16 protein-coding genes and 4 pseudogenes are annotated in these 24,164 nt (G+C 58.9%); 8 read left to right on the top strand and 12 right to left on the bottom strand.

The genetic code is table 11. From position 1 onward, the window contains the following. Nucleotides 1-82: 82 nt before the first annotated feature. The 4 genes and pseudogenes from tnpC to IF103_RS18055 all read right to left on the bottom strand — a co-directional run bounded on the left by tnpC (nucleotide 83) and on the right by IF103_RS18055 (nucleotide 7,562). Nucleotides 83-1,616: pseudogene (gene tnpC, locus IF103_RS18070) on the bottom strand (IS66 family transposase). Nucleotides 1,617-1,634: 18 nt separating this feature from the next. Next, nucleotides 1,635-1,994 carry an IS66 family insertion sequence element accessory protein TnpB gene (gene tnpB / locus IF103_RS18065; protein WP_252189410.1) on the bottom strand — a complete coding sequence of 120 codons (360 nt, stop codon included), beginning with the start codon at nucleotides 1,992-1,994 and terminating at the stop codon, nucleotides 1,635-1,637. A 636-nt stretch (nucleotides 1,995-2,630) separates the two neighbouring features. Further along, a complete protein-coding gene (locus tag IF103_RS18060) occupies nucleotides 2,631-6,401 on the bottom strand; it encodes an autotransporter domain-containing protein (RefSeq protein ID WP_202675527.1) in 3,771 nt (1,256 codons plus the stop codon). Nucleotides 6,402-6,759: 358 nt separating this feature from the next. Further along, nucleotides 6,760-7,562, bottom strand: a pseudogene (locus IF103_RS18055) (IS5 family transposase). A gap of 168 nt (nucleotides 7,563-7,730) precedes the next feature. Here IF103_RS18055 and IF103_RS18050 point away from each other — a divergent pair. Continuing rightward, a complete protein-coding gene (locus IF103_RS18050; protein WP_041925538.1) occupies nucleotides 7,731-8,246 on the top strand; it encodes a GNAT family N-acetyltransferase in 516 nt (171 codons plus the stop codon). 40 nt (nucleotides 8,247-8,286) lie between these two features. On the opposite strand, the gene IF103_RS18045 is transcribed toward IF103_RS18050, so the two are convergent. The 5 genes and pseudogenes from IF103_RS18045 to IF103_RS18030 form a co-directional block, all read right to left on the bottom strand. Further along, a complete protein-coding gene (locus IF103_RS18045) occupies nucleotides 8,287-8,976 on the bottom strand; it encodes a CatB-related O-acetyltransferase (protein WP_023381885.1) in 690 nt (229 codons plus the stop codon). A 153-nt stretch (nucleotides 8,977-9,129) separates the two neighbouring features. After that, nucleotides 9,130-10,089: a cation diffusion facilitator family transporter gene (locus tag IF103_RS18040; RefSeq protein ID WP_023381884.1), complete on the bottom strand. Its 960-nt coding sequence runs from the start codon at nucleotides 10,087-10,089 to the stop codon at nucleotides 9,130-9,132. A gap of 76 nt (nucleotides 10,090-10,165) precedes the next feature. Next, nucleotides 10,166-10,729, bottom strand: a pseudogene (locus tag IF103_RS25460) (methyl-accepting chemotaxis protein); the annotation flags it as partial. A 342-nt stretch (nucleotides 10,730-11,071) separates the two neighbouring features. Next, a pseudogene (locus IF103_RS25455) lies at nucleotides 11,072-12,013 on the bottom strand (PDC sensor domain-containing protein); the annotation flags it as partial. Between the two features lie 284 nt (nucleotides 12,014-12,297). Further along, entirely contained in the window at nucleotides 12,298-13,650 is a 1,353-nt protein-coding gene (locus IF103_RS18030) for an APC family permease (protein WP_023381882.1), read from the bottom strand. Between the two features lie 551 nt (nucleotides 13,651-14,201). Between IF103_RS18030 and IF103_RS18025 the strand changes: the two genes are divergently transcribed. Both IF103_RS18025 and nadA read left to right on the top strand, forming a co-directional pair. Beyond that, complete coding sequence (locus IF103_RS18025) at nucleotides 14,202-15,710, top strand: YdgA family protein (RefSeq protein ID WP_027907407.1); 1,509 nt, start codon at nucleotides 14,202-14,204, stop codon at nucleotides 15,708-15,710. Between the two features lie 302 nt (nucleotides 15,711-16,012). Continuing rightward, the gene (gene nadA, locus IF103_RS18020; RefSeq protein ID WP_023381880.1) at nucleotides 16,013-17,071 is read left to right on the top strand and encodes a quinolinate synthase NadA; all 1,059 of its coding nucleotides are present in this window, start codon (nucleotides 16,013-16,015) and stop codon (nucleotides 17,069-17,071) included. A 75-nt stretch (nucleotides 17,072-17,146) separates the two neighbouring features. Here nadA and IF103_RS18015 read toward each other — a convergent pair whose 3' ends face one another. Next, the gene (locus IF103_RS18015) at nucleotides 17,147-18,583 is read right to left on the bottom strand and encodes a M48 family metalloprotease (RefSeq protein WP_023381879.1); all 1,437 of its coding nucleotides are present in this window, start codon (nucleotides 18,581-18,583) and stop codon (nucleotides 17,147-17,149) included. A 110-nt stretch (nucleotides 18,584-18,693) separates the two neighbouring features. Here IF103_RS18015 and IF103_RS18010 point away from each other — a divergent pair, with 110 nt between their 5' ends. Further along, nucleotides 18,694-18,933 (top strand): sulfurtransferase TusA family protein, encoded by a 240-nt coding sequence (locus IF103_RS18010; protein ID WP_023381878.1) that lies wholly within the window; start codon nucleotides 18,694-18,696, stop codon nucleotides 18,931-18,933. Between the two features lie 20 nt (nucleotides 18,934-18,953). After that, entirely contained in the window at nucleotides 18,954-20,024 is a 1,071-nt protein-coding gene (locus IF103_RS18005) for an AI-2E family transporter (RefSeq protein WP_023381877.1), read from the top strand. Nucleotides 20,025-20,058: 34 nt separating this feature from the next. Here IF103_RS18005 and IF103_RS18000 read toward each other — a convergent pair whose 3' ends face one another. Together IF103_RS18000 and IF103_RS17995 are read right to left on the bottom strand one after the other, a co-directional pair. Continuing rightward, nucleotides 20,059-20,532, bottom strand: coding sequence for a peroxiredoxin (locus IF103_RS18000; protein ID WP_023381876.1), 474 nt, complete (start codon nucleotides 20,530-20,532; stop codon nucleotides 20,059-20,061). A gap of 11 nt (nucleotides 20,533-20,543) precedes the next feature. Then, nucleotides 20,544-21,104, bottom strand: coding sequence for a glycine cleavage system transcriptional repressor (locus tag IF103_RS17995; protein WP_023381875.1), 561 nt, complete (start codon nucleotides 21,102-21,104; stop codon nucleotides 20,544-20,546). 259 nt (nucleotides 21,105-21,363) lie between these two features. On the opposite strand from IF103_RS17995, the gene dapA reads away from it, so the two are divergent. From dapA to IF103_RS17980, 3 genes are read left to right on the top strand one after another with little or no spacing between them, the layout of a single operon-like run. Beyond that, nucleotides 21,364-22,251, top strand: a complete 888-nt coding sequence (gene dapA, locus IF103_RS17990; protein ID WP_023381874.1) for a 4-hydroxy-tetrahydrodipicolinate synthase — start codon at nucleotides 21,364-21,366, stop codon at nucleotides 22,249-22,251. Between the two features lie 17 nt (nucleotides 22,252-22,268). Then, nucleotides 22,269-23,387: an NlpB/DapX family lipoprotein gene (bamC, locus tag IF103_RS17985; RefSeq protein ID WP_023381873.1), complete on the top strand. Its 1,119-nt coding sequence runs from the start codon at nucleotides 22,269-22,271 to the stop codon at nucleotides 23,385-23,387. Continuing rightward, nucleotides 23,388-24,146: an MBL fold metallo-hydrolase gene (locus tag IF103_RS17980; protein ID WP_027907408.1), complete on the top strand. Its 759-nt coding sequence runs from the start codon at nucleotides 23,388-23,390 to the stop codon at nucleotides 24,144-24,146. Nucleotides 24,147-24,164 lie beyond the last annotated feature (18 nt).

Here is a 24,164-nt window from a genome sequence, read left to right as displayed (position 1 = left end):
CCCTGGCAACATACGCTGCTGCGTCTCTTAAAAAATCGTAAGCGCTCCATAAACCCCACCCAACCAAAGATGGGCAGCGCACCTAGCTGTGTATTTGAGGTGTGCAATTCCATGGGAGTAGCGCTTCGTAGTCTTCCACTGAGCACGCCTGCGGCAGGCGTTCCAGTGCGTGGCGCAGCCACGCATAGGGTTCTCGGCCGTTGGCTTTGGCCGTTTCTACCAAGCTGTAAAGTTGTGCGCTGGCAGTGGCACCTTTGGGGGTGTCATTGAACAACCAGTTCTTTCTCCCGATGACAAACGGGTGGATCGCACGCTCGGCCGCGTTGTTGTCCATCGGCAAGTAGCCGTGCTCGACGTAGCGTTCCAATTTGCTCCAGTTGCTGGCTAAGTAACCGATGGCCTTGCCTAAGGCATTCTGCGTCGTGACCTGAGGTTGCGTTTTCTCTACCCAGTTTTTCAGCTGAGTCAGCAATGGCAGGCATGCGCTCCATGCGGGCAACCTTACGATCTTCGTCGTCACTGTCCTTCAAGTCGCGCTCGACGCCATAGAGCTTATTGATCAGGTTCAATGCGATGTCAGCGCGTCCTGTTTTGCCCTTGGGCTGTACTTTCTGCGCTTCGACGAACTTGCGGCGCGCGTGCGCCCAGCAGCCCAATCGCTCCAGTCCGTCCTGTGCAGCCAGCGCGTTGTAACCGGCGTAGTCGTCGGTCATGACATAGCCGCGATAGCCGTCCAGCAGGCGCACCGGCACCTCCTGCGCTCTGCTGGTGGCGTAGTCGAAAAGGATCACTGGCCGATCAGGTGGGCCGCCGGTTTGTACCCACATCCAGGATTGGCTGCTGGGCTCACGCCCCGGCTCTTTCAACACCTGCACACGTGTTTCATCGCAGTGGATGATCCGACTGTTCAACAGGCTTTCGCGCATCAGATTCAGCAGCGGCTGAAAGTGCTCGCTGCATTGAATCACCCAGCGTGCCAGGGTTTGGCGCGGGATATCGATACCGTGACGCCCCAGCACTTTTTCGAAGCGGTGAAGCGGCAAGCCGTCTACGTATTTGGTGGTCAGCAGCGTGGCCAGCACACTCGGGCTGGCCATGCTTTTCTCGATCATCTGGGCGGGCTTGTCCGCCGTTACGGGCGCTGACTCGCAGTCCCGGCAGCCGTACACCTTGCGAACATGTTTGATGACGCGAATCTGCATCGGGACGATTTCAAGCTGTTCGCTGACTTCTTCACCGATGGCATGTTTACGGCAGCCACAAGCGCAGGTCAGTTCATGCTCGGGAAGTTCGTGGACAACTTCGATACGCGGCAAATCAGCTGGCAGCGGCTTGCGCTTGCCACGGCGTTTGGTTGGCGCAACGACTTCTTCGTCGTCAGCCTCATCCAAGGGCTCGGCCAGGCTTTCCGCTTCGTCGAAGAGTGGCAACTGTGGTGTCGCCGCATCGCCAGTCTGCTCGGTCTTGCGCCCGAACAAGCGCTGGCGCAACAGCGCAACTTCCTCTTCGAGATGAACGATCTTACCCTTGTCGGACGCGCGCTCGTTGATCATCTGCTCAAGCAGTTGCTTGAGCAGAACAGGATCGTCAGGGAGGTCCTCGGGCATGGAAATCATGCCGTGGATTATACCGAATCAGGCGACGTATCGAGGCGTCAAAACCTGATGCGGACGGTTGCGCCAGAGGTCGAAGCCATCGAGTAGCCAGTTCAGTTCCTGAACGGTCAGGACAATGGCGACGTCAGTCGGATCGGGTGAAGTTTTGAAACGTTCGGACTCCAGGCGTTTGAGCCAGAGGCAGAAGCCGTTGCGTTCCCAATACAGGATCTTCACGCGGTTGCGCGGCTTGTTGAGGAAGACGAAAAGCACTGGGTCGAACACCGCCACCTTGATATCGAGTTCGACCAGCGCGGCCAGGCCATCGATGGATTTTCGAAAGTCGACAGGCTTGGGGTAGAGGTACACTTTTTCGACTTTGGCGTCGGGTGGCATCATGGTCGGCGAGCTGCAGAAAGAAATCGGGAGCACAGCATCGGGGATCAGGTAAGCGCTTTGAATGTGGGGTTTATGGAGCGCTTACAAAAAATCACGATCCTTGGTCACGCGGGCTAACACACGCCTGAGGGGGGGGGCAGTTCCTCATCTCGCGGGCTATCTGTTCCGGGTAAAGTTTTTTCTGTCCCTGGCTGTGCCTCACGGACCCAGCGATTTAACCGGTTTGGAGCCACTCCGATTTCCTGGAGCGATTTGGCGGCAACTGGCCTCTGAACGACGGGCCAGTTTGACAGCCCCCCGTTTGAACTCGGGGTTGTATTTCTTACGCTTGGATATGAAAACTACTTTGGCTCGATGCGAGCTTACTCGAAAGTGTCCGTATTAGTGGGGGAGAGCTGCTCATGGAGTTCTCGGAAAACGGGGCTGCGTCTGTTGGCCTGGTTCGTTGCCCGTCGCACACGGGGCGGCTGCAATGAAATAGACATCCGAAAATATTTCATCAAAAGCGTAGTTGACGGCTACCGGGGCAGAAAATTATTTTTTCATAGAGATAAGCGTCTCTTTCCCGGTAGTCCGTCCAGAGCTACAAAAACACTGAGCATTCTATGCCCTTATCGCTCTTTACCTACATGAGCTTCAGAATTGGAAGCTGATACCCAGGTTGAGCACATTTCCACTATCCGGGCCAGAAACTAATTTGGTGTAGTTCACCGAAACAAGAGACTCTTTGGTGAGGTTCATTTCTGCCGACGCCTTAACTACCGCACCGTCTCGGGACGCTGGCACACTGCTCACTTCAAATCCAGCATCACTACCAATAAATTTCATCGTTTTGGTGCGGTCAAGTTCCCCGTACTGATGCTCCCATCCCAGCTCGCCGTGGAGCCTTACCGAACGATTGGAGCCCACTGGTAATTTTATTTGCCCTCGCAGTCCAGTTGTAGAAACTATTGCGTTGTGACTTTGCTTGCCAGCGCGCAATGCTGCTCCTTTTCCTTTTTCTCGGAACGAATCACTTTGGAAGTTGACGTAAGTTATATTTGCAAAAGGTTCCCAACCTGGCCATGCATCATAGCTCACCTCGCCAAATAGCTGGTCCGTGCGTGCCGTGTAGGCGGCTGTCGTATGAGCCGATTGGTTACCATAATTCAAGTGCCGGGAGGTATCTATCTGATGCCAGGCCATTGCACCGCCAAAGCGTAGTGCCGTTCTATCGAAGCGTTTACCACCATAGATCGAGAGATGGTAGTTGTCACTGTCGGCTGACGTTTTAGAGGTTCCTTCCAGACGGGTCTGGGTGTATCCCGCTGCCCCGCCGAGTTGCCATCCATCACCGATATCAGTATCCAGTCCCAGTAGGACGCCTGTTGCTGATGAACTAAAGGTGGAAGCATTGCGATCGGAATCGTATTGCGATCGGCCTCCGAGCAACTTCACCCAACCGGCACTGCTGTGATCATCATGAGTATGTTCTTGTGGCTGCAACACATCAGACTGCTGCAAGCGAGAATAAATCGCATCCCGGATATAGCGACTGTCAGCAATCTGGGCTGTACCGACATCGGCATGAACTTGGCCGTCCAACTGTTTGAATGCCTGCCTAGCTTGTTCGCCAGACGAAGAAGTTAACAGGGTCTCAAGCACTGGATTTCCCAAGGGCAATTTTTCAATCGCAGTCGCGACAGTACTCTCATTGGGGGTTTGGGCGACACTGGCAATGCTAGTTGTGTTGCGCTCAATAGTGACGTCCACGCTCGCCATGGACAAATCAGATGGAACATTTGGCTCAGAGGAGTTTAGTGCAACTGGTGTGAGTTGTAATTGTGTACTTGGTCCGGTGGTGCGTGTTTTTAAAAACAGGTAGTTGGGAGTTACGGATGAAAACTGACCCACTATTCCTTTTTCAGCTGTAATAATATTGAAGGTCTTTCCAACTAGCGTTTTGGCCTCATCCGCCGTCAGAAGATTGTTGTGATTCTCTAGATGGATTTTGATATCGCCGCCATTAAGCGTCACGACACCACTACTGTCAATCCTATCGCTACGTCCGCCGGAGTCGACTTCCAATTCATAAACTGAACCTGCCTCGAAGGTTACATTGCCAGTGCGTAGCGTGCCAATCGAATTCCCCGGTGCGATTGTTCCACCAGACTTGATAACTAAGTCCCCTAGTGTTCCTATACCGCTAATTTTAGCACGTTTGTCAACCGTAACGCTGCTTTGCAAGTGAGCGAGAGGATGGTGATTGTCACCGATGCCCAAATGTCCCTCGTGAATCAGGGTTTCGCCGGTATAGCTACTTTGTCCATTGAGAATGAGCTTCCCACGACCCGTTTTAATCAACCCGCCTTGCCCCATGATAGCGCCATCATAATGGGTATCGACCGCCTGATCCACAGTAAGTGAACCCGCTCCAAGTTGTAAGATGCCTCCATTTCCGTCGAGCGTTGAAGCTGTCAGGTCCATTCCATTTAGGTCCATCACCCCGCCATTGATGGTGTAGGCGGTATTATTCACAAAGCCACCTGCAATGTCAGTGGTGAGAAGTCCATCTTCGACAACTGTTCCTCCCGTATAGCTGTTCGATGATGAGAATCGCAGTGTTCCTGCTCCCAATTTTGTGAGGCTACCTTGCCCCACCAACGCTTGATTCGCTGATACCTCATGGCCGGGTTTCGCTATATCAATCCATCCATTCTGTTCTAGAACGATTGTTCGATCGAGCATGGAAAGCGAAGTGTTGTGCACTTTCAATCCGCCGATATTCAGGATCAGTTTTGCGTTACGCCCCCCTAAAGCTTCATCTTCGTCGATAATTAATGATCCACCATCTTTTACAACAAATTCACTGATAAATGAGTGATCATCGATGCAGAGGTCCTTCACGGATTCAAAACGCATCTCTTCGCCGTTGCAACTGAGTGCGGTTTTTTGGTAGGTTTTCGACTCTTTTTCAAACTCGAATTCGTCATTGCTCTTCATGACTTGTCCAAGATCGACATCGTCGCGATAATTGTTACGCGTTAAATTGAATGTCTTGTTTCTACCTTCAAAGTCGTAAGCATCCTTTCCCCATACCATTCTTGTTTTACTTTCATTTCCATCTTTATATACCTCAAGGGTTGGCCCCACCCAGCGTAGATTTTGCGCTACGGGTTCATGGTCAGAAAGCGATTTGCCTTTGGCATCGCGGGCGAGTTGACTGAGATTGCCTGTCGGTTTTCCATCTTCAGCGATTTCTATCCATTTTGCGAAGGGGTAGGAGACGAATATATGATCGAGGGTCGCCCGGTCCCAACCCTTAGCATTATTCCACTCCATCTCACCATCGCTCGGCCACGTGGCACGCTGATCCCCCGAAGTGCTGGGTTCGTACAGTTCTTTATTTTTATTGAGCCGAAAAATCTTATACTGCTTCTTGAGGGTGCTTATTGTGACAGGTCGATTGCTCTTGATGGGGTATGTTTCATCTTGTAATAGGCTGTTTTCTTTAGAATAAAATGTATCCCACAATACGGCAGTTGCCCAGTCTTGCCACCCCAAGGCATTGATGTTTAAGGTATTGATATTTGTTTTTGGCGCATATTTTTTAATGACTGGCTCGTAGTGCTTTCTATCTCCAAGGTATTCATATGCTAGTCTTGTCTGATAACCTGCCTTAGGGCTTTTAATTAGGAGTATTTGCTGGGCTTTGCTGTGCAGTCCCCTTTCAGAAACTTCTCCAGCATTGAAGTCACCCAGCAGGATTATTGGGACTTTTCCTTCCTTAGCCGCGTTATTAAGCTCCTTTGCCTCAATCAGACGACGCGAAGGATCATCGCCATGATCTAGATGTATGGCGTTTATGATAGACTCAGGAAAACCGTTGCCCGGAGTGATGCGGATGGAATCTCCAGGCTCATCAATAAACGGGACGGAAGAAATAATACTTCCTGTCCCTTTTTCGTTTGTTATATCTTCATCCTGATTTCGTTTTGCGCTGGTGAAACTGTTTTGCTTTAAAGGGCGGCTGTTTAAGGTATCAATAGTATTCCTCTCAAACTCAAATATGTACCTGTCTCCCTTTGGGTTGTTGACTCTGCCGTTGTTGTAGAGTTCGGGCAAAACCACTATGTCAGGGGATACTTCGCGAAAAAGATTTTTTGTGGTCTCTGTGTATTCTCTTGGCTCAAGGTCATTTTTCGATGGGGTCCACATTTTGGAATTTTCGTGATGATTCCAAATGTTGAACGCCATAAGTTTTAAGGAGAAATTGTTGGGTATGCTTTCTTCCGCGAGGGCTAGTGGTGAGAAGATCGTCACGTTCGATATTATAATTGCCAATGTTTTCTTTTTTTGGCAATATTTATTCGGTGTTTTTTTCATATGGTCCCTAGCGATTTGGGCTGTTGTTGTGCAATCATCCAAGACCTTTTTCCTGCACTGCAGACAATCTCTGTTTTTGTGAGGGGAATGCAATAGGATTACTCCTAAAACGCAGGGCGTGCATTAGTAATGCTGATTTTTATATGTTTTCGTAGTTCACTTTATTATTGAGCGTCGCATCCCGAAGGTTAGCGATGTGGACACGGCTAGCGCTGAAGTCTGAATAATGCTCGCTGATCGACTAGAACTGTCTACTTCACCCGCTTTAATGGAGCGAAGTGGATAGGAAACTCCGAACAAGTTGCTCATCAGCCGGAAATAGGCGGCTTAGGGACGCCGACAAGCCCGATTTAAGCCGCTGATTATTAGGTCACCAAGGCAACGCCTTGGCTATCTGCCCTCACGGGCGCACCTCTCCCGCACCAGGCAATAATTGCCGGCGTACATCCAAAGGCTCGACAGGGCAAAAAGTGTGTTCAATTGCGCCGTGTTCTTGGCCAAGCCACGGAAGTGGGTTTTCACATAGCCGAACTGGCGCTCACACGAAATGGATGTTCGACCTTTGCGCCTGGCTTTGTAGAGCACGCTGCGTTTGCTCAAGTGCTCGTAGGTGCTACGACGAGCCGCAATCTGCCAGATCATCGGCCGCCCTTCATGCTCCGGCCGTTTCTCCACGCCGGTTTAACCCGCATCGACACAGATAACATTCTCGTCGTCATGCAACAGGTGGGCGACCTCCGTTACATCAGCCACATTCGCCGTTGTGCCGTGGACGTGGTGCACCAAGCCCGACTCAGCATCGGCACCGATATGCGCCTTCATGCCGAAGAAATATGGATTACTCTTCTTCGTCTGACGCATTTCAGGATCGCGTTTGCCTTCCTTTCCAGCAGGTGCCGGAAATTCATGATTGTCGTGGCTTCGGGGATCGGAGCGCTGAGCGTCAATCGAGCAAACTGGCGCATCGAAGTGATCTCTTACAGCGCCTCTTCCAAGGCCGGGTCACTCAACGAGAACCAGTTCTGCAGTAGATGAACACGCAGCATGGTTTCCAGTGGGTACGGCTTGCGACCACCGCCGGCCTTTGGGTAATGCGGCTCGATCAATGCTACCAAGGCGCTCCATCTCGGCCAGGAAACGTTAGCGACGGGTTTGCTTGCGCTTACCGGCGCACTCGATATCGGGAAAGCTCATCTGGCTCATGGGATGGAGGGTTTGTAGAGGGCAGTTGGATGGAGCCATATCAGCAGCTCAGATGGTCTGTGCTGACTTGTTCGGAGAATCCTTAGATGTGTCGAAAAGCCCACCTTCTATGGTGGGCTTTTTCGTTCTAGCATTCATGAACGATCCGTGACCCTTTTTGGACGACGCATGCTTATCATCCGCCCCGCTGTGCCGGAAGATGCGCCACTTCTGCCCGCCATAGAAACTTCCGCCGCTCAATCCTTTCGCCTGATCGATCAGCTGAGTTGGCTGGCTGAGTCGCCTCCGATGTCCGTAGAGCGTCATCGCCAACTCATTGCACAGTCGACCTGCTGGGTTGCAATCGATGCCGAACATCGACCGCAAGGATTTCTCAGCGCTGAGCGCCACGGCAATGAACTTCACATCCATGAAGTATCGGTGGACCAATCGATGCAAGGTCAGGGTATAGGGCGGCATCTGATCGAAGCGGCGAAGGATCACGCGCGGTCACACAGACTTGGTTTCGTCACGCTTACGACATTCACGAGCGTGCCGTGGAACGCCCCCTTTTACGCCCGCCTGGGCTTTGAGGCCAAGGCCCCCAAAGACCTTGGTCAGCGGCTGGCGGCGATACTGAGCGAGGAGTACAAGCACGGATTCGCGCCGGAAAGTCGCTGTGCCATGGTATGGCCGGTGGCCTGAACACGAACCTTTCAAGGCTCCTTCACTCCATTGCGGACGTTCACTGCGCGGTGCGTTTGGCGACTTTCAATCTTGAGTACGTTGCCTGCGGTAGACCGGCGCTGTTTTCGATAATCTTGAGAAACGCCTCCGTATCGTCAAGAGGAAGGCTTCTCAGGAATTCGAGGTCAAGGTTCCACCATTCGCTTTGGAGAAGTCGCTCAATGGTTTCGGCGCTGTGGCGGTATCTGATGATCTTCGCTGGGTTTCCCCCCACGATTGCGTAGGGTGGCACGTCGCGGGTCACCAAGGCTCTTGTCGCAATGATTGCCCCTGTACCGACATTCACGCCCTCCAACACGGTGGCGCCGTGCCCGATCCAAACGTCGTGTCCTACGGTGGTCCAGGATAGTTGGGGGGAGTAGGACAATGCTCCGGTCTCGTATTGAAACGGGTGTGTGCTCACCCAGTCCATTGGGTGCGTGTGTTTCTCCTGGCCAAGCGTGCAGTCAGACCCAATGGAGCAAAAGCGGCCAATTTCGGCGATCAAGGATAATTTGGTCCCGCTTCTGATGTAGGTATGCGCACCAATCGACAACGAAGGGGGCTCCACTCGGATGTGTCCTAGCTTGACACCCTCCTCGATGGATGCGCTGGCGCGGGAGGCGAAGGAATCTGGCCCCCCGGCTGCCTTGCCTCCCATTTTTCGGAATGCTTTCTTGAATTTTTTTTCTCTGAAGATTTTGAGCATGGCGCTGTTCGCATCGGGAAGGTATTGGGCGATGAGGTATCGCGCCCCATTGTCCGCAGCTTTTGCAGCGTGCTCAATCCCGTCAGTGGAAAGACGGTGTCGAAAAAATCACGTGGGCAGATCGGCTTGCCGGTGGTCGCCCCATAGCGCGCCTTACTCCGCCCACTCCTTGTCCCCGGTAAACACCACCGTCAGCCAGCGATCCGGCCCTTCGCCGCCAATCGCATTGCCCACCTCATCGCGCAGTGCGTCCCATTCGGCAATGGTCTTGGCCCCCATGTCCGGTGGCACGATGAAGAACAGTTCGATCTCTCGCGAGCGTCCGACCTTGGCCACGTAGGCGCGGTACGACTGCAGGCCGTGAAGGGCGACGAAGTGCTTGGCCACTTCATCGACATGCAGTTTCAGGTCGCTGGGGGTGACCAGGAAGATCTCCGACAGCGCCTGGCGGATCACCGACAGTGGCAGCGGAATGATCACCAGGCAGACCAGGCCCAGCACCGCCGGGTCGATGTATGGCGACATCCATTCCCAGGCAGTGCCCTGAACGGCGTAGCCGAAGCAGAAGGCGATCAACAGGGCCGCGGTGATGCTCGCCGACATGATCCAGCCTTTGACGTCCATGCGCACGAAGTCCGAGCCGAGCTTGCGATTGGCGCGGGCTTCGATCATGGCAATGGTGACGCAGGCGATCACGGTAAGCACCGCGTAGATGATCGCGATGTCGAACTCCAGATGGCGTCCGCCTTCCAGCAGGCTGAGCACTGCGTTGATCAAAGCATAGATGGCCACGCTGCACAGCAGGATGCCGTTGAGCGCCAGCACCATCGGTTCCAGGTGCCAGAAGCCCATGGTGAAGCGCTCGCGCAGCTTGCGCGACATATGCAGGGTGGTGGTATGGGAGGTGATCAGCTTGACCACCACCAGTGACAGCCCGCTCATGCTGGCGTCGACCAGCGAATAGACGCCATCGAAGACGATCGAGAACGAGCCGGAGGCTACGCCGAACGCGATACCAATGGTGGCGATGAACAGGGTGACAGCAATAGAGGCCCGCAGCAGGCCCTGTTCGCTGGTCAGGTCGAAGAATGGGGTTTTGTTGGGTGCATCCATGGTCATGGCTCGATCAGAAAGGGCGGGTCTTGCGTTGGCCTTGTCGCCGGCTTGCCGGCGATGGGGCCTTTACAGGCTAGACGCGGAATTGTTCCATCAGTGCCTGTTGCTGGTTAGCCAGCCGGTTCAGCGCCTGGCTGATCCGCGCCGACTCGTCGGCCTGGCCCGACAGCGACTCGGTAACGTCGCGAATGCCCGCCACGTTACGGTTCACCTCCTCGGCCACGGCGCTCTGCTCCTCGGCAGCCGAGGCGATCTGCAGGTTCATGTCGCTGATCACGGCCACCGCCTCGCCGATACGCTGCAGTGCCGGTAATGCCTGTTCCATGTGCGTGGCGCTGGTCTGGGCCTGGCGCTGGCCTTCATGCATGGCGCCCACCACATCCTGGGTGCCTTGCTGCAGGCCTTCGATCACCTGGCGGATCTCTTCCACCGACACCTGGGTGCGTTGCGCCAGGCTGCGCACTTCGTCGGCCACCACCGCAAAGCCACGGCCGGCTTCGCCCGCGCGGGCCGCTTCGATGGCGGCGTTGAGGGCCAGCAGGTTGGTTTGCTCGGCAATGGCGCGGATCACCTCCAGCACCGAGCCGATCTGCTCGCTGCGGCTCTCCAGGTTGCGGGCTTCGATCATGGCCGCGTCCATGTCGGCGGCCAGCTGGTCGATGGTCTGGCGTGTGCTGGCAACGAGTTGCAGCCCTTCGCGGCTGGCCTGGTCTGCGCCCCGGGCGGCTTGGGCAGCCTGGGCCGCGTTATGGGCGACATCCTGCGCGGTGGCACTCATTTCGTTGGCGGCGGTGGCCACCTGTTCGATTTCCCTTTGCTGTTGCTGCATGCCATCGCTGGTCTGGCTGGCAATGGCGGCAGACTGGTCGGCGGTCCCGCGAGCTTCCTGCAGCGACCCTTTGACCTGGGCGATCACCGGCTGAAGCTTGTCGAGGAAACGATTGAACCAGCCAGTGAGCTGGCCCAGTTCATCCTGGCGGGCATAGTCCAGGCGCCGGGTCAGGTCGCCTTCACCGCTGGCGATGTCTTGCAGGCGTGCTGCCACGGCGAGAATCGGTCGGGTAACGCCGCGGGCGGTTAGCCATACCAGCAACAGGCCGATCACCGCGGCGCCCAGGCCGATCAGCAGGCTGGTGAGATTGGCACTTTGATTGTGCCCGTCCAGGCGCTTGTTCAGGGCTACTGCCGGGGCTTGCAGCACCGCCTCGGGCAACTCTAGCAGCACCTGCCAGGGCGCGGCATTGGGAATGGGGGCGAAGCTGCGGGCAATGCGCAGCAAGCCGTCGGCAGGGGTTTGGCTCAGAGGTTTGGACAGCTGGCTGCTGTCGCGACTGTTGCCGGCCTGCAGGCCGGCCGGGCTGACGATGCTGACCTGGCCCTGGCCATCGAACAGCTCCTTGCGGCCCGCGAGGGCCAGTTGCTGGAGGTTGTCCAAGCCGATGTCCAGGCCGATCACGCCCACTACCTTGCCGTTCTCCAGTAGGGGCAGGGCGATGCTGGTCATCAGCACCTGTCGGCCGTTGACTTCGTCGAAGTAAGGGTCCAGCACACAGGGCTTGGCGGTTTCTAGCGGGCAGGTCAGCCAGCGGTTGCTGGGGAAGCCGGCGACGCCCAGGGTGGTGTCCGCCAGCATCGACTCGGGCATGGCTTCCAGTTCCAGCGTGCCGGGGCGCGGCTGCGACCAGTACATCGAGAATCGGCCAGCGTCGTTACTGCCCTCGTTGCTGCGGGCGATGTGCTGGGTGTCCTGATTGTCCAGTGCATTGGGCTGGAACACCAGGTACAGGCCGAACAGATCCGGGTTGGCCGCCAGGGCAGCCTTGGCCTGTTGGGTGAGGGCCGGGCGCAGGTCGGCGTCGCCGCGCGCCTTGAGCGCCTGCACCAGGCGGGCGAAACCATTGCCGTACTGATAGGCGTCCATGAAGTAGCGCTGGATGCGCAATGCCTGGGTCTCGGCGTGGGCTTGCAGGCGCAGGCGCGCGCTGTGGTCGAGCATTTCGGTGTTGGCCTGGTTTACCAGCGCCGCGCTGCGGCGGGCCTGGGTCAGCGAGGTCGATACCAGCAATGCAACGATAACCAGCAGGCACAGGCCGGCGAGCAGGGTGATCTTCCACTGGATAGAGAGGCGGCGCAGCGGCATGGGGCTTTCCTTTTCGATCAATGGCAACGCCCGCGATCAGGCGCGGGCGTTGTCGGGGGCAAGCGTCATTCAGCGATGTAGTTCGGTGGCGCAACCCGGAACGCCTTGGTCAGCCAGGCCAGGTGCAGCAGGCCAAGCAGCGCCCAGATACCGCCGAACATCAGCGAGTGCTCGTTCAGGTCGAGCCACAGCTTGGCGATGATGCAGAAGCCAATGGTCGGCAGGACCAGGTACTTCATCTGGTTGGCCAGCCCCTGACGGTTGCCTTCGCGCAGGTAGCAGTGGCTGATCACCGACAGGTTGACGAAGCTGAACGCGACCAGTGCGCCGAAGTTGATGATCGACGTCGCGGTGACCAGGTCGAAGAAGATCGCCGACAACGAGATCAGGCCAACCACGGCGATGTTGACCACCGGGGTCTTGTAGCGGGAGTGCAGGCGGGCGAACACACCGCTTGGAATCACGTTGTCGCGGCCCATCACGTACAACAGGCGCGAGACGCTGGTCTGCGAGGCCAGGCCCGAGGCGATGGTGTTGATCACGGTGCAAGCGATGAAGATCGACTGGAACAGCTTGCCGCCGACGTACAGGGCGATTTCCGGCAAGGCTGCTTCCGGGTCATGGAAGCGTGCGTTGTTCGGGAAGTAAGCCTGCATGAAGTATGAAACGGTGATGAACACCACGCCGCCAATCAGTGCGGTAAGGAAGATCGCCCGAGGGATGATCTTGCCCGGCTCTTTGGTTTCCTCGGACAGGCAGGTGACCGCGTCGAAGCCCAGGAACGAGAAGCACAGGATGGTCGCACCGGCTGCCAGGGCGCTGAACTGGGTCTGGGCGTCGGTGAACGGTGTCAGGCTCCAGGTGGTGCCCACGCCTTCGCCCTGGCTCAGGCCGCGTACGCAGAGGTAGACGAACACCGACATGATTGCCAGTTGTACCACCACGAACAGCAGGTTGAAGTGTGCCACCAGGTTGATGCTGCGCATGTTGATCAGGCTGATCAGGCTGACGAAGCCAGCCACCCACATCCACTCCGGCACTTCCGGGAACATCGCCGACAGGTACAGCTTGGCCAGCAGCGCGTTGACCATTGGCAGCAGCAAGTAGTCCAGCAGCGACGACCAACCCACCAGGAAGCCAACATGCGGGTTGATCGCGCGTTGGGTGTAGGTGTAGGCCGAGCCCGACTGAGGGAAGCGTCGCACCAGGGTGCCATAGCTCACGGCGGTGAACAGCACGCCCAACAGTGCGAGGATGTAGGCGCTGGGTACATGCCCGGAGGTAATCCCTGAAACGATGCCGAACGTGTCGAAAACGGTCATCGGTGTCAGGTAGGCGAGGCCGATGATCACCACATGCCAGAGACGCAGGGACTTGCGGAACTGGTGGCTGCCGGAGGCGCTGTGGTCAGTCTGCATGCTGGCATGGCTCCTGCGGCTGGGCGTGGACGGCGTGCGCGGCGAGCTGCGCGTGCGGCAAGGGCGAGCGGGTGGGCTCCATGTTGTTCACCTTTATTGTGTGGAGCAGGAAGAGGCGCGGACGGGCGCCGGTGTCGGGTATGGCGGGTCCTGGGGCTAGGACGGTGGTGCGTGAGGATGGGTGCAAAAAGGCATGATCACGACGCGACTTTTCTTCTTTGTGGATCGGGCGCTAGCAAGGTGAGAAAAATAAAAAACGATGGGTGGGGTGGGTGTCAAGTTAAACATGACAAGATGTTACGAAAACGTCATATTTATCAGCGTAAAGCCCTATTTGTTCGCTTTGTGCGCGATTTTTTGCGGTTTTGATCATTGCATATGTTCGAAAAAATTGACGAATAGGACGTTGCCAATTCACGCGTCAGGCGTTTCCTAAAAACGCTATTTCTACCCCTTGGCCATCACCCCGGAAGGGTGTCGGTGATATTCTTCCGCTGCCACGTAGCCCTCGGCTGCGTGCACGCCCATATGGACATCAATCGGTTCTATTCATGAAGAAATCAGTAGGCATTCTTTCCGGCCTGGCCATCGCCATTGCCGTCGCAACCACCGCGGGCGCCTGGTACACCGGCAAGCAACTTCCGGCGGAGCTGGAGCGCTCCGTCAAGCAGGCCAACGTACAGCTTGAAAAAGCCCTGGTCGGCATTGGCGGCAGCATGACCGTCGAAGTGGCCTCCCTCGAGCAGCACTTTTTCAGCAGCACCGCGCACTATCGCGTCAAGGCCAAGGATATTCACCTGTCCGATGGCGAAACCCTGAGCTTCGATCTGGGTGTCACCGACCAGATCGAGCATGGCCCGTTCCCATGGTCTCGGGTGAAAGCGTTCAAGCTTGTGCCAGTGATGGCGGCCAGCAACAGTGCGCTGGACAAGGACGACTCGACCGCAGCCTGGTATGCCGCGGCAGGGGACAAGGCGCCCCTGACGTCGCACACCAGCCTCGGTTATGACGGCAGCGTCGAAGGCACCCTATTCCTGGCCCCCGTGAAGGTGACTGAGGACAATGGCTCGACCCTGGACTTCTCAGGTATGCAGTTGGCGGTCAGTAGTGACCGGGAAGGCAAGGCATCGAAGTTCCATGGCACTGCCGAGCGTTTCGAGATGAAGCTGGTGGGCGACGATCATCCGCCTGCCACGTTCGAACTGAAGGGGTTGGCTGTCGACGGCAACCTCGCCGCCACCGAACACGAAGCACTCTATGTCGGCAACTTCGATCTGTTACTGGCCGAGGCCAAGGCGACCTTGGGGCTTAAGCAGGAAGTGCTGATGCTCAAGGGCTTCGAACAGAAAGCCGTGCAAGCGCTGGATGGCCCGGACACCATTGGTGGTCGCGTGGACTACAAGGTGCAGGACATCACCTGGGATGGCCGCGCAGTGGGCAGCGCGCAGATGGCGATAAGCCTCAAGTCGTTGAATGCCCCGGCCATGGAGGCACTGTCGAAGTGGTACCAGGCGCACCTGCCGGAATTCCAGGAGGCAGCGGAGGCTGGCCAGGCGGTGCCGGTAATCCAGATGGACGAGGCGGAAAAGGCCAAATTCCAAGGTGACCTGCAGCAGTTGCTGGCATCCAAGCCACAGGTGGCCCTGGAGAACCTGTCGTTCAAGACTGCCAATGGCGAGAGCCGTTTCAGCCTGTCGATGGACTTCGCCAAGCCCGACTCGTTCGACCTGCCGCCCGACCAGTTGGGCAAGCAGTTGGTTACCGAGGTGAAGGGCAAGCTGTCGCTGTCCAAGCCCATGATCGGAGACCTGGCTACCCTGCGGGCGCTGCTCGAGGGCCAGACGGATGCCCAGGCGATCGCCCAGCAGTCGAGCCAGGCCGGCGAAATGGTCGGCATGATGGCGCTGCAAAGCGGTATGGCGACCGTGCAAGGCACTGATGTGGTGTCGAGCCTGCACTACGCCAACGGCATGGTCGACTTCAATGGCAAGAAGATGACCGTCGAAGAGTTCGCCATGATTCTCGCGGCGCACTTCGCGTCGATGCAGCCTCAGGGCTAAACCCACTCTTTGGGGCGCTGCTGCTGGCCTTGTTGCAGGCTGCGCCGGCTCATACGGGTAACCACAGCCTTCAGGGGGTGGCACCTGTTGGAGCAGGCGCAGGCCGCAATAGGCCTGCACCGGCAACACAAAAAACCGCTTTTGAATTCCCTTGATTGTCTGTAGCCTTCGGCGTCCGATAATAATCCGCGCCCGCAGAGGGCCGTGGCGGCATGCCTGCCGTCCGGCACCGCTAGCCGATCTGCCAGGGCCGGGTGATACACTCGATATGACGCGCATGCGCGCCCGCAGGTCCAGCGATCATGACCCAGATTTCCGAACGCCTTTTGGTTCAGGCCCATCTTGACGCCAAGCAGCCCAACCCGCTGACAGCCGAGCAGGAGGCCGAATACCGTGCGGCCATCGCCGCCGAGCTCAAGGCCCAGAACGCCGTTCTGGTGGCTCACTATTACTGCGACCCGGTCATCCAGGCGCTGGCCGAAGAGACCGGTGGCTGTGTGTCCGACTCGCTGGAAATGGCGCGTTTCGGCAAGAATCACCCGGCCGAAACCGTGGTTGTCGCCGGCGTGCGCTTCATGGGCGAAACGGCCAAGATCCTCACGCCGCAAAAACGCGTGCTGATGCCGACCCTGGAAGCGACCTGCTCGCTCGACCTGGGTTGCCCGGTCGAAGAGTTCTCCGCTTTCTGCGACCAGCACCCCGAGCGCACCGTGGTGGTTTACGCCAACACCTCCGCCGCAGTGAAGGCGCGTGCCGACTGGGTGGTGACCTCCAGCTGCGCCCTTGAAATCGTCGAAAGCCTGATGGACAACGGCGAAACCATCATCTGGGGCCCGGACCAGCACTTGGGGCGGTACATCCAGAAGCAGACCGGGGCCGACATGCTGCTGTGGGACGGCGCGTGCATCGTCCATGAAGAATTCAAGTCGCGTCAGCTGGCCGATATGAAAGCGCTTTATCCGGACGCTGCCATTCTGGTTCACCCGGAGTCGCCGGAGTCGGTCATCGAGCTGGCCGATGCGGTAGGTTCCACCAGCCAGTTGATCAAGGCTGCCCAGACCCTACCGAACAAGACCTTCATCGTCGCCACCGACCGCGGCATCTTCTACAAGATGCAGCAGCTGTGCCCAGACAAAGAGTTCGTCGAAGCGCCCACCGCGGGTAACGGCGCCGCTTGCCGCAGCTGCGCACATTGCCCATGGATGGCCATGAACACCCTGGAGCGGGTGCTGGATTGCCTGCGCAAGGGCAGCAATGAAATCTTCGTGGACCCAGCGCTGGTGCCGAAGGCGATCAAGCCTTTGAATCGCATGCTGGACTTCACCCAGGCGGCGCGCCTGAAGCTTTCCGGAAATGCTTGAAACCTGATCGTCGGCAAGCCGGCGCCTACAAGTGCTATGCCTGTAGGTGCTGGCTTGGCAGTGATCGGGCGCTCGTCAGCGTCCCATCATGTCCTTGACCATCCGCTGCTGCTCCATCACCTCGCGCTGGCGCTGGTCGATCTGCGCCGCCAACGGGAAGTTGCTGCCCGCACGGCGCTTGGCGTAGTCGAGCTGCTGGATCGCCTGGTCGAAATCGCCCACCAGGGTGAAGTACTCCGCGCGGGCGCGATGCAAGCCAATGGTATTGCCTGACAGTCCGCGAACTTCAGCCACGTCGTACCACACGTCCGGGTCGTCCGGGCGGCTCTTGAGCAGGTCATCCAGAACTTTTTCCGCCTCGGCTGGCTTGCCCTGCTTGACCAGCAGGTCGGCACGCACTTGTTTCAACGGATAATTGCCCGGGTACAAACCGCGCATCCGCTCCACCCGCTGCATGGCATCGGCCAGGCGGTTGTTGGTAATGTCCAGGTCGATCTGCGCCAGGTTGTAGGTGATGTCGTTGGGTGCCTTGGCCAGCAGCGGCTTGAGGTTCTCCCGCGCTTCATTGAGTTGGCCGCCCTTGATCTGCGCCAGGGCCAGGCCATAGCGGGCGGCGTCCATGTTCGGATTTTCGTCGAGCTGGGCGCGGAAGCGCTTGGCTGCAAGGCCTGGGGTGCCTTCGTAGGTCAATGCCACGCGGGCGCGGATCAGTTGGTAGCGCAGGCTGTCTTCCACCCCCCCCTTGGGCGCCTGTTCGGCGCGGTTGCGGGTGTCGGCGATACGCGACTCGGTCACCGGGTGCGTCAGCAGAAATTCGGGTGGCTTGGCATCGTAGCGGTACTGGCGCGCCAGGCGTTCGAACATCGATGGCATGTTGCGCGGGTCGTAGCCAGCTTTCTCGAGGTTCTGGATGCCGATGCGGTCGGCTTCCTGCTCGTTCTGCCGCGAGAAACGCCGTTGCTCCTGAATGGCCGCTGCCTGGGTGCCGGCGATCACGCCGATGCCGGCATCGCCGCCACCACCTGCGGCCAGCACGATACCAGCCAGCAGCGCTGCCATCATCGGCAACTGCATGCGTTGCTGGGCCTCGACGCCGCGGGCGAAGTGGCGCTGGGACAAGTGCGCCAGTTCGTGGGCCAGGACCGAGGCGTATTCGCCTTCGGTCTGGGCATTGAGGAACAGGCCACCGTTGACCCCGACGATGCCGCCAGGCGCTGCAAAGGCGTTGAGTTCGCGGCTGTCGATCAGAATGAACTCAAGGCGTCGGTCTTGCAGTTGGCTGGTTTCGGCCAGCCGGTACACGCTGGTTTCGACGTAGTCTTTGAGTTGTGGGTCGTTCAGCTGGTTGACGTTGCCGCGCAACAGGCTCAGCCAGGCGCGGCCAAGCTGGTGCTCCTGCTGCGGCGAGACGATTGCTGAACTGGCGTCGCCCAGTGACGGCAGGTCGTCGGCGTGGCCGGGAAGGGCCATCAGGCAGGCCAGCGTCAGCAGGGTAGGGCGCAGTAGATTCATGCACGAAGCTCGCGTCGGATCAAAGCCCCTACTGTAGCCCGCTCACACGTTGGCGACCAGTGGCGGTATCCTAGCGAACCTGCCTGACCAAGCCTCTGGAGACGCCTGCAATGAGTGACACCCTGACCTGCGACGCCGAACTCGACGCCAGCGGGCTGAACTGCCCGCTGCCCCTGCTCAAGGCGAAGATGGAGCTTAACCGCCTGGCCAGTGGCGCGGTGCTCAAGGTGGTCGCCACCGATGCCGGCTCGCAGCGCGACTTCCGCACTTTTGCCCAGCTGGCCGGTCATACCCTGCTGCACGAAACGGCCGAGGCCGGCGTCTTCACCTACTGGCTGCGCAAGGCCTGAGTCTCAATCAAGGATCGTCAATGTTCAAAGTGCTTCGCGACTGGATACAGCGCTACTTCTCCGATGAGGAGGCGGTGGTGCTGGCGGTCCTGCTGTTCCTGGCCTTCACGGCGGTGCTGACCCTTGGCGGCATGTTGGCGCCGGTGCTCGCGGGCCTGGTGCTGGCCTTCCTGATGCAGGGGCTGGTCAACGCCCTGGAGCGCCTGCGGGTACCTACGCGGGTGGCGGTAAGCGTGGTGTTCGCGCTGTTCATGGGGGCTTTGGCGGTGGTCCTGCTGGTGCTGGTACCGTTGCTCTGGCACCAGTTGATCACGCTGTTCAACGAGTTGCCGGGGATGTTGGGCAAGTGGCAGTCGCTGTTGCTGCTGTTGCCAGAGCGCTACCCGCACTTGGTCTCGGATGAGCAGGTGTTGCACGCCATCGAGTCGGTGCGCGGTGAAATCGGCAAGTTCGGCCAGTGGGCGCTGACCTTCTCGCTGTCCAGCCTGCCCTTGCTGGTCAACGCCATGATCTACCTGGTGCTGGTGCCGATTCTGGTGTTCTTCTTCCTCAAGGACCGCGAGTTGATCGCCCGCTGGGTCAGCGGTTACCTGCCGCGACAGCGCAGCCTGCTCAACCGGGTTGGCAGCGAAATGAACCGGCAGATTGCCAATTATATTCGCGGCAAGGGCATCGAGATCCTGATCTGCGGTATTGCCACTTACATCGCCTTCATCAGCCTGGGACTCAACTATGCCGCGCTGCTGGCACTTTTGGTGGGGCTGTCGGTGGTGGTTCCCTATGTCGGAGCGGTGGTGGTGACCGTGCCGGTGACGCTGATTGCGCTGTTCCAATGGGGCTGGGGTGATCAGTTCATCTACCTGATGACGGTGTACGCGATCATTCAGGCACTCGATGGCAACGTGCTGGTGCCGTTGTTGTTCTCCGAAGCGGTGAGCCTGCATCCGGTGGCGATCATCTGTGCGGTGTTGCTGTTCGGCGGGTTGTGGGGTTTCTGGGGGATCTTCTTCGCGATCCCGCTGGCGACGTTGATCAAGGCGGTACTGGATGCCTGGCCGCGGCAGGAGCCTAGCGTTTCGCCGATGTTGTAATCTGGGGGGGGGCTGCAGGGCAGCCCCATCAGGCTCAAGCCTTGTTCAATGCCTGGGCCGCCGCCAACACGGCGTCCACATGCCCCGGCACCTTCACCCCACGCCATTCCTGGCGCAGCACACCGTCCTTGTCGATCAGGAAGGTGCTCCGGTCGACGCCCAGGTACTCCTTGCCATACAGCTTCTTCAGCTTGATCACGTCGAACAATTGGCAAAGCGCCTCGTCCTTGTCGCTGATCAGCTCGAACGGGAAGCCCTGCTTGGCCTTGAAATTCTCATGGGACTTGATGCCATCGCGGGAAACACCGAACACCACGGTGTTGGCGGCCTCGAAGGCTGCGTGCTGGTCACGGAAACCCTGGCCTTCGGTGGTGCAGCCCGGCGTGCTGTCCTTCGGGTAGAAGTACAGCACCACTTGGCGGCCCTTGAGCGCAGCGAGGCTCACGGCCTGGCCACTGGTGGCCTGGGCCTGGAAATCGGCGACGGGTTTGTCGAGTTCTACGGCCATGGGAAGCTTCCTTACATGGGGTTCTGTGGGCGCCAAGGCTCGATCAAGGCATCCAGGTTCAGGGCATCGGCGAAGTCGAGGAACTGGTCGCGCAGCCAGCTGATCTGGGTGCCGGCCGGCAGGATCACGGTGAACTGGGCATTGAGCATGCTGCTACCGGTCTGCGGCGCCAGGTAGGTGTCGCAGGTCAAGGCTTCCAGTTCGACGCGGTGGTCAAGGAAGAACTGGCACAGCTCGCTGATGATATCCGGGCGGTAGGCGGCGCTGATGTAGGCGACGTATGGCAGGGCCTGGGGGCGTACCTCCTGGTCGGCGCTGCGCACTACATCGAGGGTCAGGCCGTGTTTCTTGCCCAGGCCCGGCAGCATGGCTTCCAGGCGCGCCAGGGCATCCCAGCTGCCACCGACCTGCAGGACCAGGGCGCTGGTCTCGCCATGGCGGCTCAGGCGCGAGGTGACCACCGCGCAGCGGTTTTCGAAGGCGGCGCGGCTGAGGACATTGGCCAGCTCCATGGGGTTGGGCCCCAGGGCGCTGATGACGAGGAATTGTTCGCGGACGGTGGGGGTGGACATGCAGCATTCCTAAAGCGATGAGCGGTCGGCACAGGACGGGCGAAAGCCTCCGGTCGACAGGGCCCCGGGCTCGCATGCGAGGTCGCGGACGCTGGCGGGGAGCAGGGTCGACGGCCCGGCGGGCCGTGCTGCACCGATCAAAGGATCAAGGGTAGCGAAAACCGACGCGAAGGGGAATGCTCCGCCCGCCTGCTTCGCTTGTGCAAGGCCGATGCCCCCAGTACCATTACCGCTCTCTTTTTCCGGCAGGAGCAGTTACATGATTGCGGGCAGTATGGTGGCATTGGTCACACCCATGGATGCACAAGGGCGTCTTGATTGGGACAGCCTCGACAAACTTGTAGACTTCCACCTGGAAAACGGCACCCATGCGATCGTCGCAGTCGGCACTACCGGTGAGTCGGCCACGCTGGATGTCGAAGAACACATCCTGGTCATCAAGCACGTGGTCGAGCGCGTCAAGCACAGCAAGAAGCCGATTCCGGTCATCGCCGGTACCGGTGCCAACTCCACCGCTGAAGCCGTGCACCTGACCCAGAACGCCAAGAACGCTGGCGCCGACGCCTGCCTGCTGGTGGTCCCGTACTACAACAAGCCGACCCAGGAAGGCCTGTACCAGCACTTCAAGCACATCGCCGAAGCCGTCGACATCCCGCAGATCCTCTATAACGTACCCGGCCGCACCTCCTGCGACATGCAGGCCGAGACCGTGATCCGCCTGTCGAAGGTCAAGAACATCATCGGTATCAAGGAAGCCACTGGCGACCTGCAGCGTGCCAAGGCCATCCTCGATGGCGTCGACAAGGACTTCATCGTCATGTCTGGCGACGACCCGACCGCTGTCGAGCTGATCCTGATGGGCGGCAAGGGCAACATCTCCGTTACCGCCAACGTCGCCCCGCGCGAAATGGCCGACCTGTGCGAGGCCGCCCTTGAGGGCAATGCCGAGAAGGCCCGTGCAATCAACGAAAAACTCATGCCGCTGCACAAAGACCTGTTCTGCGAGTCCAACCCGATCCCGGTGAAATGGGCGCTGGTGGAAATGGGCCTGATGCAGAAGGGCATCCGCCTGCCGCTGACCTGGCTGAGCGAAGGCTGTCACGAAAAAGTCCGTACTGCCTTGCGCCAGTCCGGCGTACTGGTTTAATCGAGGAAGTACACCGCATGAAGCGACTGGCTGGTCTTTCCACGCTCGCCCTGATCATCTCCAGCACCAGTGGTTGTGGCTGGTTGTGGGGCGAGGATGGCTATTTCCGCGACCGCGGCAGCGACTACCTGCAAGCGCACCCGACCGCGCCGATGCAGCTGCCGCCGGACGCCAGCAACGTCAAGCGCCTTGACCCGCTGTTGCCGATCCCCCGCAACGTCGCCGACGACCGCGCCACTGGCGAGTTCGAAGTGCCACGTCCGCAACCACTGACCGCTGCGGCCGAAGCCAGCGACTACAGCCTGCAACGCAGCGGCAACAGCCGTTGGGTGCTGGCCCAGCACTCGCCTGCCGAGGTGTGGCCGGTGGCCCGTCAGTTCTTCGAGGACAATGGTTTCCGCATTGCCGAAGAGCGCCCGCAGACCGGTGAATTCAACACCACCTGGCAGCGCTTCGACGAACTGTCCGCTTCGCTCGGCCAGCGCCTGGCGAGCACCGCCAGCAGCGGCGACAGCGAAGTGCGCGTACGTGTTCGCATGGAACCCGGCGTGCAGCGCAACACCTCCGAGGTGTACGTCGTCAGCGTCGAGCGCCCGGCCGGTAGCACCGCCGAGCCTGACTTCCCGTCCAGCTCCAGCAATACCGGCGCCGATGCCCTGCTGGTCGATGAAATGCTTGCCAGCATGAACCGCAGCGCCGAGAAGGGCGGTTCGGTTTCGCTGCTCGCGGCCCGCGACTTCGATGCTCCGAGCCGCGTCAGTCTGAGCGAAGACGGCAGTGGCAACCCGGTGCTGTACCTGGGCGCCGACCTGGACCGCGCTTGGTCCAGCGTAGGCCGTGCCCTGGAGCAGGGTGGCGAGTGGCGTGTCGAGGACATCAACCGCAGTCTGGGCCTGTACTACATCAACCTGTCGGAAAAGCCTGAAGACAAGCAGAACGAGCCTGGTTTCTTCGGCCGCATGTTCGGCAGCGAGCCAACCAAGGAAGAGCGTGAAGCCCGTGCCGAGCGTTATCAGGTCCGCCTGAGCAAGGTGGGCGAGAGCGTGCAGGTAACGGTCGAGAAGAACATCAACACCGTGGCCCCGGCCGATGTTGCCCGCCGCGTGCTGAGCGCCATTCAGGACCACCTGGGCTAAGTGCGCTTCGCGGTACTCGGAAGCGGCAGCCAGGGAAATGGCACGCTGATCGCCAGTGGTGACACCTTCATCCTGGTCGATTGTGGCTTTTCCCTGCGTGAAACCGAGCGACGCCTGGCGCTGCTCGGTGTGTCGCCGGCCCAGCTGAGCGCGGTGCTGGTGACCCACGAACATGCCGACCACGTGCATGGGGTGGGCTTGCTGTCACGGCGCTACAATGTACCGGTCTACCTCAGCCAGGGCACCTTGCGCGGTTTGCGCAAGCCGGTGGAGGTGGCCGGTTTTCTCGCCTGTGGCGACTGCTTGCGTATCGGCAGCCTGGAAGTCAGCGCGCTGCGGGTCGAGCACGATGCATTCGAACCGTTGCAGTATGTGTTCAGCGATGGGCGCCGACGGTTTGGCATGCTGACCGACCTGGGCTCGTACGACAGGCACCTGGTCGAGCGTTACCAAGGCCTGGATGCATTGCTCATCGAGGCCAACCATTGCCGCGACCTGCTTGCCCGCGGCCATTACCCGCACTTCTTGAAGTTGAGGGTCGGCGGCAGCCAAGGACATTTGAACAACCACCAGGCAGCAAACCTGGTGGCCGAGCTGGGCTGGCAGCACCTGCAACACCTGGTGCTGGCCCACCTCAGCAGCAAGAACAACCTGCCACAACTGGCCCGCCAGTGCTTTGTCGACACCCTTGGGTGCGACCCGGACTGGCTCCAGGTGGCGAATCAGGAACACGGGCTCGACTGGCGTGAAATCGCCTAGCCCAACAACTCAAGCAAG

Origin of the sequence: Pseudomonas sp. SK2, assembly GCF_016772395.1 — a bacterium.
GTDB classification, from domain to species: domain Bacteria; phylum Pseudomonadota; class Gammaproteobacteria; order Pseudomonadales; family Pseudomonadaceae; genus Aquipseudomonas; species Aquipseudomonas taiwanensis.
This window is presented reverse-complemented; position numbering and strand designations above follow the sequence as displayed.

What these genes read in the sequence shown, in the direction of transcription:
- tnpB (WP_252189410.1), bottom strand. Translation starts at nt 1,994, where the DNA reads ATGATGCCACCCGACGCCAAAGTCGAAAAAGTGTACCTCTACCCCAAG.
- IF103_RS18050 (WP_041925538.1), top strand. Translation starts at nt 7,731, where the DNA reads ATGCTTATCATCCGCCCCGCTGTGCCGGAAGATGCGCCACTTCTGCCC.
- IF103_RS18045 (WP_023381885.1), bottom strand. Translation starts at nt 8,976, where the DNA reads ATGCTCAAAATCTTCAGAGAAAAAAAATTCAAGAAAGCATTCCGAAAA.
- IF103_RS18040 (WP_023381884.1), bottom strand. Translation starts at nt 10,089, where the DNA reads ATGGATGCACCCAACAAAACCCCATTCTTCGACCTGACCAGCGAACAG.
- IF103_RS18030 (WP_023381882.1), bottom strand. Translation starts at nt 13,650, where the DNA reads ATGCAGACTGACCACAGCGCCTCCGGCAGCCACCAGTTCCGCAAGTCC.
- IF103_RS18025 (WP_027907407.1), top strand. Translation starts at nt 14,202, where the DNA reads ATGAAGAAATCAGTAGGCATTCTTTCCGGCCTGGCCATCGCCATTGCC.
- nadA (WP_023381880.1), top strand. Translation starts at nt 16,013, where the DNA reads ATGACCCAGATTTCCGAACGCCTTTTGGTTCAGGCCCATCTTGACGCC.
- IF103_RS18015 (WP_023381879.1), bottom strand. Translation starts at nt 18,583, where the DNA reads ATGAATCTACTGCGCCCTACCCTGCTGACGCTGGCCTGCCTGATGGCC.
- IF103_RS18010 (WP_023381878.1), top strand. Translation starts at nt 18,694, where the DNA reads ATGAGTGACACCCTGACCTGCGACGCCGAACTCGACGCCAGCGGGCTG.
- IF103_RS18005 (WP_023381877.1), top strand. Translation starts at nt 18,954, where the DNA reads ATGTTCAAAGTGCTTCGCGACTGGATACAGCGCTACTTCTCCGATGAG.
- IF103_RS18000 (WP_023381876.1), bottom strand. Translation starts at nt 20,532, where the DNA reads ATGGCCGTAGAACTCGACAAACCCGTCGCCGATTTCCAGGCCCAGGCC.
- IF103_RS17995 (WP_023381875.1), bottom strand. Translation starts at nt 21,104, where the DNA reads ATGTCCACCCCCACCGTCCGCGAACAATTCCTCGTCATCAGCGCCCTG.
- dapA (WP_023381874.1), top strand. Translation starts at nt 21,364, where the DNA reads ATGATTGCGGGCAGTATGGTGGCATTGGTCACACCCATGGATGCACAA.
- bamC (WP_023381873.1), top strand. Translation starts at nt 22,269, where the DNA reads ATGAAGCGACTGGCTGGTCTTTCCACGCTCGCCCTGATCATCTCCAGC.